Origin of the sequence: Terribacillus saccharophilus, assembly GCF_046592595.1 — a bacterium.
GTDB classification, from domain to species: Bacteria; Bacillota; Bacilli; order Bacillales; family Amphibacillaceae; genus Terribacillus; species Terribacillus saccharophilus_C.
The window spans coordinates 147364-164519 of the sequence record NZ_JAWVPF010000005.1 but is presented as its reverse complement, the minus strand read 5'-3'; the positions used below and the strand labels follow the sequence as shown (position 1 = coordinate 164519).

Sequence of the window (17156 nt, the reverse complement as noted above, 5' to 3'; positions counted from 1 at the left end):
CGGGTTTTATTTTTCGTCTTTTATGGTGTGATTGGTTTATACTAGAAAAAGAGAGCATGATACATAAATAGATTACGTTCCAGGCTGAGAGGGAAAAGAGTACTATCAACATTATCGAGGAGGCAAAATTATGTCTAATCAATCCAGAATTATTTCGGAGCTGCAAGTAAAACCAACTATAGACGCTAAACAGGAGATCCGCAGCCGAATCGACTTCCTGAAAGATTACCTGCTGAAGACAGGTGCAAAAGGATTTGTCCTTGGTATCAGCGGTGGTCAGGATTCTACTTTGGCTGGACGTCTTGCGCAATTGGCAATCGAAGAGCTGAAGAAGGAAGGCAAGGATGTGACCTTTGCAGCTGTTCGTCTTCCGCATGGTGAGCAAGCGGATGAAGAAGATGCACAGCTGGCACTTGATTTCATTGATCCGGCTGAATCTTATGTTTACAATATCAAATCCCCAGTTTCAGAAGCAGCAAAAGCGTACGAAGATGCAACTGGAGACAAGCTTGCAGATTATCATAAAGGAAATATCAAGGCGCGTATGCGCATGATCGCCCAATATGCTATCGGAGGTCAGGAAGGGCTGCTGGTGATTGGTACAGATCACGCTGCTGAAGCTATTACCGGTTTCTACACGAAGTACGGCGATGGCGGCGCAGACATTCTTCCGCTAAGCGGACTGAATAAACGTCAGGGTAAACAGCTTCTCATCGAGTTGGGTGCACCAGAACGTTTATATGAAAAAGCACCGACAGCCGACTTGCTTGATGAAAATCCAGGACAAGCAGATGAAACAGAACTAGGCCTCTCCTATGAGGATATCGATGATTATCTCGAAGGGAAGATCATCGAAGAAAAGACAGCTGAGTTGCTGGAAGACCGTTATTTCAAAACAACGCATAAACGGCATATGCCTGCCTCCATCCACGATGACTGGTGGAAGGAATTATAATGAAAAAGACGAGACTCCCGCGGGGTCTCGTCTTTTTTTGTAATGGCTATACTTGAAAAAGGGTAATAGATGCGTAAAAATGGTACTAGCTTTAAGGAGGTATACATACGATGTTCAAGGAATTTAAGGAATTTGCTTTACGCGGCAACGTCGTGGATTTGGCGGTAGCCGTAGTAATCGGTTCTGCATTCAGTGCCATCACGACTTCCCTCGTCAACGATATCATCATGCCGCTCATCGGTATCATTACCGGAGGACATGACTTTAGCGGGCTGCAGTTCACTGTTGGCAATGCTGTAGTGAAGTATGGCGTATTCATACAGACTGTCATCAACTTCTTCTTGATAGCCGCAGCACTATTCATGGTTGTCAAAGTCATGAACAGATTGAAGCGCAAGCAGCCTCAGACAGAAGAGGTTGTCCATAAGCTTACTGTAGAGCAGGAATTGCTGGCCGAAATCCGTGATTTATTGAAAAAAGAAGAGCAAATGAAGGATCAGACATGAGTCTGATCCTTTTTTGATTAATTTATAAGCAGTCCGGGAATGCAAAGAACAGAAGCCTTGTAATCTGCTATAATTTGGATTACGAGGAGTTGAGACAGCATGCATGTTTTACGCACACTCCATCCTTACAGCTGGACAATCATCATCGGAACGGTGTTCGGCAGGATGGCTACTAGTATGAGTATTCCTTTTTTAGCAATTTATCTGACGCAGGAGAAAGGGGCATCAGCAGGATTCACAGGTCTGATCATCGCTATCAGTTCCTTGGTGGGGATCTTGTCCAGCTTCTACGGCGGATACTTTTCTGATCGATTCGGCAGAAAGAAAATCATTGGTATCAGTATATTTGGCTGGTGCGGCGTATTTGTTGGGTTTGCCATGGCGGATGCTATCTGGGTATTCTTTGTCATGAATGCACTGAATGGGTTATGCCGTTCTTTATTCGAACCAACGTCCAAAGCTCTTTTATCTGATGTGACCGATCAAAAGAATCGTTTGCTCGTTTTCAATATGCGCTATACCGCAATCAATATAGGTGTCGTATTCGGACCGCTTTTAGGTCTGTACTTTGGTTCCGCTTCTTCTACAGCGCCGTTTTTGATTGCAGCCTTGGTTTATTTCGCCTACGGATTTGTACTTATTTTTCAATTTTTGCGTGTCAAAGTGGAAGAAACAGCTCCAGCAGGAGCAAACAGGATCAGTGTCCGCGAAGCCTTTGATGTGACACGAAAGGATACAATATTTATGTTCCTTCTGATCGGTGTCACCATCAGTGTGTTCGGGTATTCGCATTTCAGCGCCACCTTGCCTCAGTTTTTCGCAGCGACGCCAAGTATGGAAGATGGTGCTAAAGTTTTCAGTATGATGCTCACACTGAATGCTTTGACAGTACTGATTGTACAATATCCGATTGTTGCTATCGCGAAAAAGTATTCACTCGTATTATCGTTGATGCTTGGAAATGTACTGATTGCCCTCAGTCTGCTAAGTATGGCCTTTTTGCATGAAATCATATGGATTGCAGCTGCGGTCATTCTGTTCACGATTGGGGAAGTGCTGTTATTCTCCATGTCGGATATGTTCATTGATGAAATTGCCCATCCAGACATGAAGGGAACCTATTTCGGAGCAATGGGCTTTACGGGCTTTGGAAGTGTGGCAGGACCGCTGATTGGAGGAATGCTGCTGGACCATTTCGGTGCTGTTCATCCAATTCCGATATTTACGATTATAGCGTTCCTTGTCATTATTGGTGCCCCATTCTTATTCCGAGTTTGGGTAATGCTAAAAGGGAAGGAGCAAAATCCGAAACCTGTATTAAAGAAGGAGCATGTTAGATGACAAGTTATCCTCCGCTGCCGCAGTCATTTTACGAGCAGCCTACACTGGATCTGGCTCAAAGCTTATTGGGATGTCTGCTTGTACACGAAACGCCGGAAGGGATGACATCCGGTTATATCGTAGAGACCGAAGCGTACCGCGGTGCACTCGATCGCGCCGCACATAGCTTCAATAACCGGCGAACAAAACGGACGGAAATCATGTTCCATAGCCCGGGCCATATTTACACGTATACGATGCATCGTCAAGTACTGCTCAATGTAGTTAGTGCCGATGCCGAGATACCGGAGGCGGTCCTGATACGGGCGCTCGAACCAAAGGACGGTATAGAGCTTATGGAAACGCGAAGGCCTGGACGAAAGCCAAGGGAGCTGACGAATGGACCGGGGAAGCTGTGTCAGGCGATGGGCATCATCCAGTCGCACTACGGCGGTCATTTTACCAAGCCTCCATTGTATATAGCATCCGGCTATACACCAGAGCAAGTGGAAATCGGGCCGAGAATCGGGATTCCGAATGCGCAGGAAGCCAAAGATTTCCCGTGGCGCTTCTGGGTCCACGGGAACAGGTATGTTTCCAGGTGAGTCCCTTTTTAAAACGGCTATAATCATGTAAAATGAATACATCATGTCCGGCACTTGCCGGCAATGCAAAAAAAGGAGAGATAGGCAGTGGGTAAAGTACTCGTCTTCGGACATAAGAACCCGGATACAGATGCGGTTACATCCGCAATTGCATACGCGCATTTGAAAAATAAACTAGGTGTGGAAGCAGAAGCAGTCCGCCTGGGAGAATTGAATGAAGAAACAGCATTCGCTTTGAAGACTTTCGGAATGGAAGCACCTCGTGTAATTGAGGCAATTGATGGAGATGCTGATCAAGTCATCTTAGTCGACCACAATGAAAAACAGCAAAGTGTTTCAGATATCGATACAGTTTCTGTAATTGAAGTTGTTGACCATCATCGTATTGCCAACTTTGAAACAGCTGATCCGCTTTATTATCGTGCAGAGCCAGTCGGATGTACAGCAACCATTATCAAGAAGATTTACAAAGAGCATGATGTGGAGATTCCAAAAGAAATCGCAGGTATCATGCTGAGTGCTATCATCTCTGATTCACTATTGTTCAAATCCCCTACATGTACAGAACAGGATATTAAAGCCGCGAAGGAACTTGCAGAAATTGCGGATGTCGATGTGGATACATACGGCTTGGATATGCTGAAAGCTGGAGCGGATGTCAGCAAGAAAACTCCTGAAGAATTGATCACACTTGATGCGAAAGAATTCCAGATGGGTAATGCAACAGTGGAAATCGCGCAAGTCAACGTTGTGGATGAACAGGATGTCCTTGTACGTCAGGCTGAAGTAGAAGCTGCTATGAAGCAAAAGATAACAGATAAAGGCTTGAAGCTTTATCTCTTCGCTATCACGAATATCCTGACAAATGACTCCACTGCCATCGCAATCGGAGCGGATACAGAAGCTGTCGAAAAAGCGTTCCAAGTGAAGCTTTCCAATAACACAGCTACACTAAAAGGTGTTGTATCCCGTAAAAAACAAATCGTGCCAGTTCTGACAGAAGTCATGAATGGCTAATGTATGGTGAGCAGTCACACTATGTGATTGCTCATTTTATTTGCTGTAGGCATGGCTATAATGCTAAAGTGAATATACACACCCCAATAGGAACAACCCCGTAATAGCTTCTTCCAATCAAAGACTCTGTTTTTTCTGTATTAGCATAGGATATTTTTCTTATCAATAAGGGAATAAGAATGTAAACTGCTTACTTACTTTTCAGAATAAAAGGGAGGTTTTTCAGGATGAAATATACAGCTATACCAGGAATTGAGCGCCCGCTATCAAAATTGATCCTGGGAACAACAAAATTCTTCGAAGATAATAAAAATGATGTATTTGCTGTTCTGGATGCCTTCTTACAGGCAGGCGGCAATACGATTGATACAGGGCCGAAATACGCAAAATACCAAGCTGAGAAGCTGATTGGCCAGTGGATGCAGGAGCGTGGTAATCGTGAGGATGTAATTCTTATTTCCAAAGGCGGTCATTACCACATTGATAAGGATGGTACACATCACCCGGAAATGAAACGGGTCGATCCCGCCGAAATTACAAAAGACCTGCATGACAGCTTGGAAAATCTGCAGACGGATTTCATCGACATCTATCTCATACATCGGGATGATCGAAGTGTTCCTGTCCAGGTGCTGATGGATATGCTGCATGAGCATCAGCAGGCAGGAAAGATAGGCATCTATGGCGTGTCCAATTGGGAGTCCGACCGAATTGAGGAGGCTAATGCTTATGCGGATGCCAAAGGGTATGACCGGCTGTTCGTGAATAGTCCGAACTTGAGCCTTGCACAGCTGAATGAGGTGCGCTGGGCTGAGACAGTGGCTTTGGACAATGACGACCTCGCTTGGCATCGCCGTACAAGGATGCCGGTCATTTCGTGGGCGTCCCAGGCAGGCGGTTTCTTTACCGGTACTTACGATAGGAATCACGTGACAGATGAGGAGATTGCCCGAGTTTATTACAATGATGATAACTGGGAGCGCTATGACCGTGCAGCAGTAATAGCAAGCAGAAAAGGTGTGACGGCTAATCAGATTGCTGTCGCTTATGTACTGCATCAAGATTTCCCGACATGTGCCATCGTCGGATGTAAAAATGTACAGCGATTGGAAGAAGCGCTGCCGGCAGTTGATATCGAACTGACAGAAGAAGAAGTGAAGTGGCTGAATCTGGAGCTTGAGGATGCTGCGGTTAAGTAGGGTATTTCTCTCTTACGATTTTTTGATTTATCGTATACAATAGAACATAATGAAATGTATACGACGTAAGGAGAGGAGTTTCAGCGTGCGGACAATGAGCGGACAGCATATACCCGTGCGGGCGAAGAATATCGTCCTGATCGGATTCATGGGTGTCGGGAAAACGACCATCGGCAAGCTGGTTGCCGATAAACTATACAGGGACTTCATCGATGTCGATATCGAAATCGAACGCCGTTACAACAAGACAATACCAGAAATATTCGCACAGCATGGCGAAGGGTATTTTCGGGAGATTGAACGGAATACGGTTATTGATATTTGTAATAATAAACAATGTAATATCGTTTCTCTCGGCGGTGGTGCGTTCAAACAAGAGGCCATTCGTGAAAAATGTCTCGACAGCTGTCTGGTGCTTTTCCTTGATTTAAGCTGGGACCGCTGGAAGGAACGTATGGATTTGCTGATTGAAAACCGTCCTGTACTGCATAATAAGTCTGTCGACGAAGTCCAGCAGATCTTCGATGAACGGCAGGCGATTTATGCAGAACATAATGCGCGGGTCACAACCGATAATCTTAATCCAGAGGAAGTTGCGGATTATATCGTAGAAATATTGAAGCTGGGCTGGGAACTTCATCAGCCGCTATCCTGATCATTTCTGATCAAAGAGCTATTGCAATTACCTTGTTGTGATAGCTCTTTTTAACCAGAATAATTGTCCTAATTGTCAAACGATTAACGATTCTATCTGCTTATTTATGCTATGAAAGGTTTCCCGGAAGAAAAAGCAGGGTACAGGAATGTACGAATTTAAAGGAGGATGAACGTATTGCATCACAAAGATACGATCCATGTTGTTTCCAGTGCGGATGATAACTACGCCCACCACCTTGGTGTGATGCTGGCATCCCTGCTTACAAATGTCGATAAGAGCAGACGAGTCATGCTATATGTAATAGACGGGGGCATTACCAAGCCAAATAAAAGAATGCTCATGAAAACGACGATGCAATTCGGTGTTCCGATTCGTTTTCTTTCCATAGATACAGAATCCTATAAGAATGCAACTGAAAGCAGATATATTAATAAAACGGCGTACTATCGTATCTCCATTCCGGAGGTCATAACAGATCCAAGTGTAGAACGAGTCATCTATATCGACTGTGACACACTTGTATTGACGGATATTTCCCAGCTGCATGATATCGAGCTGGATGGAAATCTGATGGCGGCAGTAGAAGATGCCGGCCAGCTGCAGCGTTTGGAGAAAATGAATATTACCACAGAAGGTAAATACTTCAATTCCGGCATGATGATCATTGATATGGAAGGCTGGCGCAACCATAACATCTCGAACAGAGTGCTGCAATTCATTGATGAAAACAATGATCCGGAATTCCTTTACTTGCATGATCAGGATGCCTTGAATGCAATCCTTTGGGACAAATGGAAGCCGATCCACCCAAGATGGAATGCGCAATCCTTCATCATCCTAAAGACGAAAACGCCAAGGGAATTAGCAGAGCGGAAGCGTTATAAGGAAGCTTGCCAATCGCCGGCCATCGTTCATTTTACGGGTGCGAATAAACCGTGGAACTCAGATGTCGGGCACCCATTTGCGCCGCTTTACTTCGAATTCCTGCAGCAGACACCGTGGAAAGTACTTCCCGAAAAAAAGGAGCAGGAAGTGTACGCAGACTAAGGCACAGCCAGTATGGCTGTGTCTTTTTTATTTGCTATAATACAGGAAACGATAAAAAGGACGGATTTAAGATGGGCCAAGAAAAAAAGAAATTACTGGGAAGTACACGCAGAAAGTGGTTATTGAATAAGCTGCAGACAGCAAACGGTCCGCTTAAAGGGAGTGAACTGGCAGAGGAAGCTAATGTCAGCAGGCAAGTGATCGTAGGGGATGTTACGCTGCTGAAAGCAGAGCAGCATCCGATCATCGCCACGAGTGAGGGGTATGTACTACAGCAGCATCCTGTTTATTCAGTTGAAAGGATCGTAGCTTGTCAGCATGCGCCTGAACGGACAGAAGAAGAGCTGCAATTGCTTGTCGACTTAGGTGTGACAGTGAAGGATGTCCGGGTGGAGCATCCTGTTTATGGACAAATAACGGCTGCTATCATGGTCTCCAGCCGAAGGGAAGTAAAAAAGTTCATTGAAAGGATCGCAAACAGCAAAGCGGGTTACTTATCCGAATTGACGGATGGTATCCATCTTCATACATTGGCAGCAAATGATGAATCGATAATGACGGAAGCCATCGATTTGTTGAACCACCACGGCTTTTTGGTACCGGAGTGGGATTGATCATACCGTCAATCCCACTTTTCTTTCGCTGATTGCCCAAAGCTGCTTGGCTAGCTCAGCATCATCTGCTTGACCCTTCACCTCCTGGATTTGACGTTTATAAAAATATCCTCCAGATACATGCCGCACTTCTGTGCTTTCCGCTAAATACAGAGCTGTATCTGCCCCATTGGCAGGTGATTGGAAAAATGGACGGAGGACCTGATGAATTTTTTTGCCAAAGCCAGTCTGTCTGTCCACACCAAGACTAGTACTCACCGCGCCAGGGTGTACGGCATTTGCCGTAGCATTTGAATGATGCAGACGCAGAGAAAGTTCTTTGGTGAATAAGAGGTTAGCAAGCTTGCTGTGACCGTAGTTCTGCCAGGGGGTAAAGGATTCAGCTCCGCCTAGATCATCCAGATTGATTTTCCCGATTTTATAAGCGCCGGAAGATACAATGACTACTCGCCCCTGTGGCGCTGCTTTGATCTGTTCCAATAGCAAATTGGTCAAGAGGAAGTGGCCAAGATGATTCACACCCATCATCATCTCCAAGCCATCTGCAGTGAATTGTTTTTTTGTTGTTACAACGCCGGCATTGTTTATGAGTACATCGATAACAGGATGGTGTGATTTCAATGCTTCTGCACAGGCGTGAATACTATTGAATGACGCTAAATCGCATACATATAAATATATGTTCTCCGAGCTGCTATGCTGTTTAGCTTCCTTCAGGGCTTGCATGCCGCGCTCTTCAGAACGACAAAGCATACATACGCTATATCCTCTTCTGGCTAACGATACAGTTGTGGCAAATCCCATACCTGAGTTAGCGCCGGTGATTACGACTGTTTTCTGCATATTGTACACCACTTTCCTAGTTATTCTGGGCGTTTCAGTGTGAACAGCTCGCCAAGCTTACTGTAATCATTACCTGCCAAGCGGCTGATTGGTTGAATCGCTTTTGCATTCAGATAGCCTGTGCTGTCATCATAGACTTCGGGTGAAAGATGGTACCCAGCCACCTTTGCAAGCAGCAAGTCTGCCGTAATAGCTCCATCATCATCCTTTATCTCGATATGGTCGTACAAGGTGCATTCCATCCTGATGGATGCTTCTGCAATTCCAGGGACTGAGACATATGTGCTTGGAACGAGTGTCAAGCTGGTATGATCAAGCTCGCTTTCTTCAGGAGGAAGCGTTGCTGCGGTTTTGTTCAATTCCTCTGCGATCGGCTCTGTACTGATATGGACAACAAGTTCGCCGGAGCGAATAGCATGACGGGCTGTATCCTTTTGTTTGGCACCTGCACGCTGGATGGAAATACTGATGACAGGCGGGTTCGCACTGACAATCGAAAAGTAGCTGAATGGAGCTGCGTTGACGACTTCTGAATCAGCTGACTTTGTTGTTACGAAAGCTACAGGTCTCGGAATGATGCTCCCTGTGAGTATTTTATAATGCGTTTTAGCTGGTATGTCTTTTGCGTTGAATGTGAACATGATTATTGCTCCTCTCTGTCAGGCTATCATAGTAACCTTACATGCACTTAACAGTTCTATTACCTTTTGAAGATATTCTTAAGCATGTGTGTAAAGGAGGAGTGCTCCGATTTTTCAGGGTTTTCTGTTGGTTTCCCCAGCTCTTCGTGTAAGAAAATTTCCGGTTTATCTATCGCATGATCGGCATGCAAAACGAGCGCGATATCCACATCTGCACCTTGGTTTGTTACAGAAGTGTAGGGTATATGATGTGATGAAGCAAGTGTCTTGTACGGCTTGAAGAATCGCATCGTAACTTCTCCAGAAAATCGTAAAGATGCATCTGGATAGTTTTTCATCGCTTCTTCCAGCTGCTTTAAGCCCTTCTGCTGGACGACTTCTCCCTCAGTCAATGCGAGTATGGTCCTTTCCCGCAAAGTTCCCAGATATTCTTTCCTTTCATTTGCTTTTGTTTCTTTAATCCCATATATTCCTTCGTTCAGATAATCATCTATATCTTTTTTCAATGGTCTTCATCTCCGATTCGGTATTTCCAATTCATGGAGTTAGCTTTACAATAAAAGTAAAATAGGGGGCGAATACATAATGGCTACACTTCAATTCGAAAATATTAGTAAAACTTCCCATAATACGATGCTCCTGCCTCCAGTCGATATTGAAATGAACGCTGGTGAATGCTATGTCATTCGCTGTAATAAAGTGATTGGAAGCCAGCTGCTCAACATAATTAGGAAACAAGAAAACCCATCTACCGGTAGTGTACTACTATTCGGTGAAAATATCGAAAAACTGCATTCTGTGCATGATCGAATTGGTTTTCTGTACCTTCATGATGCGACGTATACAAGAATGAAGGTAAAGGAGTATTTGAACTTCTTTCGAAAGCTCTACGGCAGCAAGGTCGAAGTGGATGAGGTCATTCAGCAAGTCGGGCTGCGTGAGTATGAAAGTACAAAAATCAGTAAACTGACTTATTCACAAGAGCGAAGGGTGCAAATTGGCAGACTGATTGTCCAAGACCAGCCAATTTTCATCATGGAAGAACCAGAACAGAATGTGGATCTTGAAACCAGTTTGATCATTCATCGTATTATTAGTGAGCTCAAGGAAAGAGGTAAAACGATCCTTCTTACTACTATAGACTTGGAGAATGCGTTAGCGCTCACCAATTATGTCTATACTTTGTCGGATAAAAGCTGTAAACGGATAGCTGTGGAGGAGGAAAACGAAGAACCGACAGCTGCTGAAGAAACTATGGAGCCCGTAAGGCTGGAGAAGATTCCGGCAAAAATAGATGATAAGATCATTCTTTTCAATCCTTTTGATATTAACTTTATCGAGAGCAGTGAAGGAGTGGCGCAGCTTCATCTGCAAGACGGGGTCTATCCATGTACATATACGCTCCAGGAATTGGAGGAGCGGCTGAGAGCTTTTGGCTTTTTTCGCTGTCATCGTTCTTATCTTGTAAATCTTCAGCAGGTCAAGGAAGTGGTAACCTGGACGCGAAACAGCTTCAGCTTGATCCTTGATGATCATTCACGCAGCTCGGTTCCGTTGTCTAAAAACCGTTTTGAGGAATTAAAGGGTATGCTCGGTCTGTAGCCTGCTCCACTGAGCCTGGAATTCTGCATGATTCATCCTGCTATTTGCTCCATTCAGCGTTTTTTGGTTCTGTTAAGCCTGATTTTACAGTGTTTTTCTCAAAAGACTAGTAAGCTTTGACTATCAACCGTTATGAACGGAAAGGAGCATCATACTATGGACTATGCATTACAAGTGAAAGATTTATCCAAGGTATTCGGCCAGCAGCGGGCGTTACAGCAAGTCTCATTCAATGTGAAAAAAGGAGAGGTTTTCGGTTTCCTGGGACCAAGCGGATCGGGAAAGACGACGACAGTCAAAATCCTCACAGGCCAGCTTCTTCAAACAGCAGGAGAGGTTAATATTCTAGGGAAACCAGCCTCTAAGATGAAAGATGCTGACTTAGGAAGAATAGGTATACTGACTGACAACAGCGGACTATATGAGCGGATGACGGTACAGCAGAATCTGGATTTCTATGCAAAGCTATATAGAGCTGCACCAGGCAGAGTGGAAGAGGTGCTGCAGCTGGTGGGCTTGGCAGAAGATAAGAAAAAGCCGGTTAAAAAGCTGTCTAAAGGTATGAAGCAGCGTGTGCTTCTTGCTCGTGCTGTTCTGCACAAGCCGGAAGTTTTATTCCTGGATGAACCGACTTCTGCTTTGGATCCTGGAAATGTGCAAAAGATGCATGATCTATTGCGGGATTTAAATCGTGAGGGAACGACGATTTTCCTTACCACACACAATATGGAGGAAGCTGCGCAGCTTTGTGATCGCGTTGCGTTCCTGCATGAAGGACAAATCCGGGAAATGGATGCACCGAACCAATTGCAGCGTAAATATGCCAAAAATACAATCCATTTGGAATTGAAAAATGGTCGTAATGAAACGATCGACAATGATCCAGCTGGAGCAGAACGACTGTATCGATACATGCAGGCCGAGGAAGTCATAGCTGTTCATTCCGATCAGCCGACACTGGGAGATATATTCATTGAAGTGACAGGGAGGAAATTAGCATGAATGCTGCACGGATATCCGCAATGCTTGTAAAAGAGTACCATGATATGAAATCTAACGTTCAGGTGCTGTCCATTTTAATTGTACCTATATTTCTGGCGGTCCTTTATAGTCGGATGGATGGAGAACAGGAATTTGCAGCATCCTTTGTTTTTATCATTACTGTAACGTTTGTCACCATGTATGTTCAGGCGCTGTTGCTGGCAGAAGAAAAGGAAAAGAACACGCTGCAGGTCTTATTGCTTTCGCCTGCTAGTTCTGCTGATATTATGATCGGTAAAAGCATCATTTCAGTTATCTTGACAATTATTATGTTCGTGGTTTCTATGCTGATAATAAATACTAGTGTAGAAAGTCCGATTATACTCTCTATTATCCTGTTAATCGCTGTTATATTATTTGTTGCATTAGGTACCTTAGTCGGTTTGCTTAGTGATAACCTGGTTCAGACTACGGTGTATCTATTGCCGCTAAGCTTTGTATTTGGATTTGGTCCTATGATCCAGATGTATTTCTCTGAGGGTGTAATTGCAGATATTTTGGCTTATACACCAGGCAGTTTCATGATGGAAGCTTGTTTGGCAGCAATTGGCGGGGAAGCATTCCCTTCTTACCGAGAGGACATTATCTGGCTTGTTGGCTGGACGGCAGCGGCCTTAGTTGTAACTTTTATTACCTTCAAAAAGAAAAGTCTATCCAATTAAGAAAGCCGCCCATACCGGGCGGCTTTTCATTTATCCTGCAGTGCTGCGTTTTCGGAGATCTTGCTCGATTTGCTCCAAGCTCTTTCCGCGTGTTTCTGTTGTGAAGAATTTTACAAATAGGAAGGCAAGGACGCCGATGACAGCGAAAATATAAAATAGGTAGCTGATACCAATCGCATTAAGCAAAATCGGAAACAGCAAGGATACAATCAAGTTCGCACCATGCAGAGCGAAGGTTGCTACACCTGTACCAATTCCTCGAACCTTTGTTGGGAATAGCTCTGGAAGCATAATCCAGACAACTGGACCCCAAGTTGTTGAGAACGATACGATAAAGGTACCGAGGCAGATGATGATTGCCCATGTTGCAGCTGTAGAATCAGGTGCAAGCAAGTTAACGGTGGACAGAATGACCAAGCTGATTACCATTCCGATATTACCTGCCATAAGCAACGTTTTACGATTAATTTTATCCACAAAACGGATAGCGATGATTGTCATTAATACATTGACTGCTCCGATACCGACAGTACCAAGAATAGCAGCGGAGTCTGCAAATCCTGCATTCTCCAGTGTAATCGGCGTGTAGTAAATGATCGTGTTGATACCGATGAACTGCTGGAAGAAAGCGATACCCATTCCGGCAATCAATGCAGGGCGCACCCAGCTGGAAAACAGCTCTTTCATGCCGCCTTCATCTTCTTTTTCTGCTTTTTTAACTTCGGAGACTTCTTCATCAATCGAAGCATTTTCTCCTCGTACACGTTTCAGGATTGCGCGTGCTTGTTCTTCTTTTCCTGCTGTTAGAAGCCAGCGCGGACTTTCTGGCATGAAGAACATACCGATGATCAAGATGAGTGCTGGGATAACAGCCAGTCCAAGCATCCAGCGCCATGCGCCTGCATCAGACAGGGCATAGTTTACAAGGTAGGAAGACAAAATACCAATTGTAATCAAAAGTTGGTTCAAAGAAGCGAGTGAGCCGCGTTTTTCTTTTGGAGCAAGTTCTGATAAGTATAGCGGGACGATTGTCGTGGAACATCCGACTGCTAAACCAAGAATGACCCGTGCAATAACCATCATGGTCACATTGGCAGCAAGTCCAGCGGCTAATGCACCGATAAGGAATAAGATCCCGGCTCCTATTATCGTCTTTTTACGTCCGATTTTATCTGTTACACGGCCAGTGATGGCAGCGCTGATAATAGCTCCTACCAATAGTGAGCTTACAACGAGCCCCTCCGTGAAGGAATTCAGGCCAAGGTCTTCATCGATGTATAGCAGTGCACCAGAGATTACTCCAGTATCATATCCATACAGCAAGCCGCCGAGTGCACCAAAAAAATACAATAAGCCATTGGATTGCTTTTTCTGCATATATTGCTACCTCCTAAGTTGTGCGAAAACTATGTTATAATATGTAAGCCTTTTCCTCTTTCGGTATAAGATGAAACCTTTCCATCTGCTCTCGATTGAAAAGTCCCACAATAAACCATTATAATTTATTGGTAATAGAATTGACTACATAAAAATGTTAATAGGAGGTTTTTGCTTGGCTAAAAAAATGATAGCAATTGACCTGGATGGAACATTACTGAACACTGAGAGTCAAATCCCTGAAGAAAATAAAGCGGCAATCAAGCGTGCCATCGATGCGGATATGCTGGTTTCCATCAGTACTGGACGCGCAACGTTCGATGTGAAGTCCCTTGTTGGAGATGATTTGGATATCCCGATCATTGCTTCCAACGGCGGTACGATACACGACGTTGGCTATAAATTACTAAACACGATTACATTTGAAAAAGAACTTGCAAGGGAAATCGCGACATTCCTCATTGAACAAGATATCTATTTTGAAGTGTATACAGAAACGGAGCTGCTTTCCCCTTATAACGGGCAAGAGAAGCTGCAGGCAGAATTGGACAAAGTAATATCTGCCAACCCTGATGAAAGCCTGGAGAAGCTTTGGATTGGTGCCATGTCCCAGTTCAAGCAATCCGGCATACGCTTCGTACCGAATATTGACCATATTTTCACTGATGAGAATACGATATTCAAGATCCTTGTCTTCAGTTTCGATTTGCAGAATCTGGCTAAAGTGTATAAGGCAATCAGACAGAATACGAAAATAACGGTGACATCTTCTGGAGAGCATATTCTTGAAATATTGCCTGAGAAATCTGGGAAAGGCTATGCAGTTACGATGCTTGCAGAAAAATATGGGATTCAAAAGGAAGATATCTACGCGGTTGGAGACAGCCCGAATGATATCAGTATGTTTGAGGTCGCTGGCAACGGTGTCGCCATGAAGAATGCGATGACAGAGCTGATGGAAATTGCTACGCATGTTACAAAAACGAATGATGAGCTTGGTGTAGCATACTTTATTGATAAGCTGATCGCTGGCAAACAGGAAGAGCTTCGCCGAGTCGAAGAAGGCGTATGAGGAAGACCCGATGCATTGCTGCATCGGGTTTTATATTTCCCGCTAATTGTTATGAATTATCCAATAAAGGGGTGCGTAAGCTGCTTGTAACATGTAGAATAGAGTGATAATCATTCTCAGAAAGAAGTGTTGGTTCTTGTTAAAGGAGTTTTTCGCTTTTTATAAACCATATAAACGGCTGTTCATGCTGGACTTCGGCAGTGCTGTCTTTGTAGCCATATTGGAGCTGGCTTTCCCGATTGGCGTGAATATGATGGTCGACCGATTGCTTCCGACGCAAAACTGGAACTGGATTGTGACAGCTTGTATTTTGCTGTTCATTGTCTATGGTCTGAGTACAATCACGCAATACATAGTCACCTACTGGGGCCATAAGCTTGGCATCAATATCGAGCGGGATATGCGCAAACAGCTATTTGAGCATATCCAGAAGTTAAGCTTTCGCTTCTTCGATAATACAAAGGTAGGGAATCTGATTTCCCGGTTGACGAACGATTTGTTCATGATTGGAGAAATGGCTCACCATGGACCCGAAGATTTGTTTATTGCATTAATGACGATTGCTGGTGCATTGACAATTATGTTCTTCATCAATTGGCCTCTGGCGCTGATGACAATGCTTGTCGTACCGATTCTTTTCTGGATCGTTCTCTATTGCAATAAGAAGATGACGGAAGCTTCCAGAAGGATGAACGAAGATACAGCTGATTTCAGTTCCCGTATCGAGAATACAGTCGGCGGTATTCGCGTTGTTCAGGCTTTTACGAATGAAGCACATGAAGAAGCCCGATTTGAGGTCAACAATGAACGTTACCGTCTGACGAAATTACTTTCTTATAAAATCATGGCGCTGAATTTATCTGTCACGTATATGCTGATGCGATTCATTGCAGTGTTCCAGTTAGTTGCCGGAGCGTGGTTCATTATCGAAGGAAGGATGTCTTACGGAGATCTTGTAGCCTTCATTCTACTGACAAATGTATTCTTCCAGCCGATTCAGAAAATCGGTGCAATCATCGAGCTTTATCCAAAAGGAATCGCAGGATTCCAGCGCTATATGGACATCATGCGGCTTGATCCTGATATTAAGGATGCACCAAATGCCAAGCATGTTGATGGCCTTACAGGGAATATCCGGTATGATAATGTCTCTTTTGGGTACAAAGAAGGCAGTTCAATTCTAAAAAATATCAGTTTCTCTATAAATGCAGGGGAGACGGTCGCTTTTGTCGGTCCATCTGGAGCGGGTAAATCGACTATATGCAGTTTGCTGCCCCGCTTTTATGAGCGGAATGAGGGGGAAATCACCATTGATGGTCTTCCGACTGACGAGATGACATTGGCCTCTTTGCGCAGTCAAATCGGCATCGTACAGCAGGATGTATACTTGTTCGGCGGTACGATAAGGGAGAATATCGCATACGGCAAGCTGGGTGCTACTGATGCTGAAATCGAGGAAGCGGCTAGAAGAGCCCAGCTGACTGATTTTCTTGCTGAATTGCCGAAAGGCTTGGATACCGTCATAGGGGAGCGTGGAGTGATGATTTCCGGCGGTCAGAAGCAACGTATTTCAATAGCCCGCGTATTCCTGAAGAATCCGCCAATTCTTATACTGGATGAAGCAACATCCGCATTGGATACTGAAACGGAAGTCAAGATACAGGAAGCGCTGGATGAGTTGTCAGCGGGGCGTACCACTTTAGTAATTGCCCACCGTTTGGCAACAATCAAGCACGCTGATAAAATCATCATGGTGACCAAACAAGGTATAACGGAAGAAGGAAAGCATAACGAGCTTTTGGAAAAAGAGGGTGCTTACCGCCGCCTTTATGATGCGCAGTTCGCTCATTGATTCACTCAAAAACAGGAAGTTTTCTTCCATGAGGGAGAAGTAACTTCCTGTTTTTTTTGTAAGAAATGAAAGCGTTTTCCCTACCTTTATGTTAGAATATTTTACAATGAAATTAGAATTATTAGATTTTTTTGACGATATTCTA

18 protein-coding genes are annotated in these 17156 nt (G+C 44.3%); 14 read left to right on the top strand and 4 right to left on the bottom strand.

The genetic code is table 11. The annotated features are described in order from the left end of the window. Positions 1 to 130 precede the first annotated feature (130 nt). The 9 genes from nadE (at position 131) to SFC25_RS10065 (ending at position 7921) form a co-directional block, all read left to right on the top strand. The gene (gene nadE / locus SFC25_RS10105; protein ID WP_411215145.1) at positions 131 to 955 is read left to right on the top strand and encodes an ammonia-dependent NAD(+) synthetase; all 825 of its coding nucleotides are present in this window, start codon (positions 131 to 133) and stop codon (positions 953 to 955) included. Positions 956 to 1065: 110 nt separating this feature from the next. Then, entirely contained in the window at positions 1066 to 1461 is a 396-nt protein-coding gene (mscL, locus tag SFC25_RS10100; RefSeq protein ID WP_411215144.1) for a large conductance mechanosensitive channel protein MscL, read from the top strand. A gap of 99 nt (positions 1462 to 1560) precedes the next feature. Beyond that, positions 1561 to 2802: an MDR family MFS transporter gene (locus SFC25_RS10095; protein ID WP_411215143.1), complete on the top strand. Its 1242-nt coding sequence runs from the start codon at positions 1561 to 1563 to the stop codon at positions 2800 to 2802. Beyond that, positions 2799 to 3386, top strand: coding sequence for a DNA-3-methyladenine glycosylase (locus SFC25_RS10090; protein ID WP_411215142.1), 588 nt, complete (start codon positions 2799 to 2801; stop codon positions 3384 to 3386). The genes SFC25_RS10095 and SFC25_RS10090 overlap by 4 nt, the downstream gene beginning before the upstream one ends. A gap of 87 nt (positions 3387 to 3473) precedes the next feature. Next, positions 3474 to 4403: a manganese-dependent inorganic pyrophosphatase gene (locus SFC25_RS10085; protein WP_411215141.1), complete on the top strand. Its 930-nt coding sequence runs from the start codon at positions 3474 to 3476 to the stop codon at positions 4401 to 4403. A gap of 227 nt (positions 4404 to 4630) precedes the next feature. Continuing rightward, positions 4631 to 5602, top strand: a complete 972-nt coding sequence (locus tag SFC25_RS10080; RefSeq protein WP_411215140.1) for an aldo/keto reductase — start codon at positions 4631 to 4633, stop codon at positions 5600 to 5602. 94 nt (positions 5603 to 5696) lie between these two features. Then, positions 5697 to 6257, top strand: a complete 561-nt coding sequence (locus SFC25_RS10075; RefSeq protein ID WP_411215325.1) for a shikimate kinase — start codon at positions 5697 to 5699, stop codon at positions 6255 to 6257. A gap of 177 nt (positions 6258 to 6434) precedes the next feature. Continuing rightward, on the top strand, positions 6435 to 7307 hold the full coding sequence (locus tag SFC25_RS10070; protein ID WP_411215139.1) for a glycosyltransferase family 8 protein: 873 nt from the start codon (positions 6435 to 6437) through the stop codon (positions 7305 to 7307). Between the two features lie 71 nt (positions 7308 to 7378). Next, entirely contained in the window at positions 7379 to 7921 is a 543-nt protein-coding gene (locus tag SFC25_RS10065; RefSeq protein WP_411215138.1) for a transcription repressor NadR, read from the top strand. Here SFC25_RS10065 and SFC25_RS10060 read toward each other — a convergent pair whose 3' ends face one another. The 3 genes from SFC25_RS10060 to SFC25_RS10050 are packed head-to-tail and all read right to left on the bottom strand — an operon-like array spanning position 7922 to position 9911. Further along, positions 7922 to 8764 (bottom strand): SDR family oxidoreductase, encoded by an 843-nt coding sequence (locus SFC25_RS10060; RefSeq protein ID WP_411215137.1) that lies wholly within the window; start codon positions 8762 to 8764, stop codon positions 7922 to 7924. A gap of 20 nt (positions 8765 to 8784) precedes the next feature. Continuing rightward, the gene (locus SFC25_RS10055) at positions 8785 to 9405 is read right to left on the bottom strand and encodes a flavin reductase family protein (RefSeq protein WP_411215136.1); all 621 of its coding nucleotides are present in this window, start codon (positions 9403 to 9405) and stop codon (positions 8785 to 8787) included. Between the two features lie 59 nt (positions 9406 to 9464). Then, entirely contained in the window at positions 9465 to 9911 is a 447-nt protein-coding gene (locus tag SFC25_RS10050) for a YueI family protein (RefSeq protein WP_411215135.1), read from the bottom strand. A 79-nt stretch (positions 9912 to 9990) separates the two neighbouring features. On the opposite strand from SFC25_RS10050, the gene SFC25_RS10045 reads away from it, so the two are divergent. The 3 genes from SFC25_RS10045 to SFC25_RS10035 all read left to right on the top strand — a co-directional run bounded on the left by SFC25_RS10045 (position 9991) and on the right by SFC25_RS10035 (position 12710). Continuing rightward, on the top strand, positions 9991 to 11007 hold the full coding sequence (locus tag SFC25_RS10045; RefSeq protein WP_411215134.1) for a LytTR family transcriptional regulator DNA-binding domain-containing protein: 1017 nt from the start codon (positions 9991 to 9993) through the stop codon (positions 11005 to 11007). Positions 11008 to 11163: 156 nt separating this feature from the next. After that, on the top strand, positions 11164 to 12009 hold the full coding sequence (locus SFC25_RS10040) for an ABC transporter ATP-binding protein (protein ID WP_411215133.1): 846 nt from the start codon (positions 11164 to 11166) through the stop codon (positions 12007 to 12009). Next, positions 12006 to 12710, top strand: coding sequence for an ABC transporter permease (locus tag SFC25_RS10035; RefSeq protein WP_411215132.1), 705 nt, complete (start codon positions 12006 to 12008; stop codon positions 12708 to 12710). Before SFC25_RS10040 ends, SFC25_RS10035 begins: the two co-directional genes overlap by 4 nt. 30 nt (positions 12711 to 12740) lie before the next feature. On the opposite strand, the gene SFC25_RS10030 is transcribed toward SFC25_RS10035, so the two are convergent. Further along, entirely contained in the window at positions 12741 to 14087 is a 1347-nt protein-coding gene (locus SFC25_RS10030; RefSeq protein ID WP_411215131.1) for a sugar porter family MFS transporter, read from the bottom strand. A 187-nt stretch (positions 14088 to 14274) separates the two neighbouring features. On the opposite strand from SFC25_RS10030, the gene SFC25_RS10025 reads away from it, so the two are divergent. After that, positions 14275 to 15159, top strand: a complete 885-nt coding sequence (locus tag SFC25_RS10025) for a Cof-type HAD-IIB family hydrolase (RefSeq protein WP_411215324.1) — start codon at positions 14275 to 14277, stop codon at positions 15157 to 15159. Between the two features lie 136 nt (positions 15160 to 15295). Beyond that, positions 15296 to 17011 (top strand): ABC transporter ATP-binding protein, encoded by a 1716-nt coding sequence (locus SFC25_RS10020; protein ID WP_411215130.1) that lies wholly within the window; start codon positions 15296 to 15298, stop codon positions 17009 to 17011. The last annotated feature ends 145 nt before the right edge of the window (positions 17012 to 17156 follow it).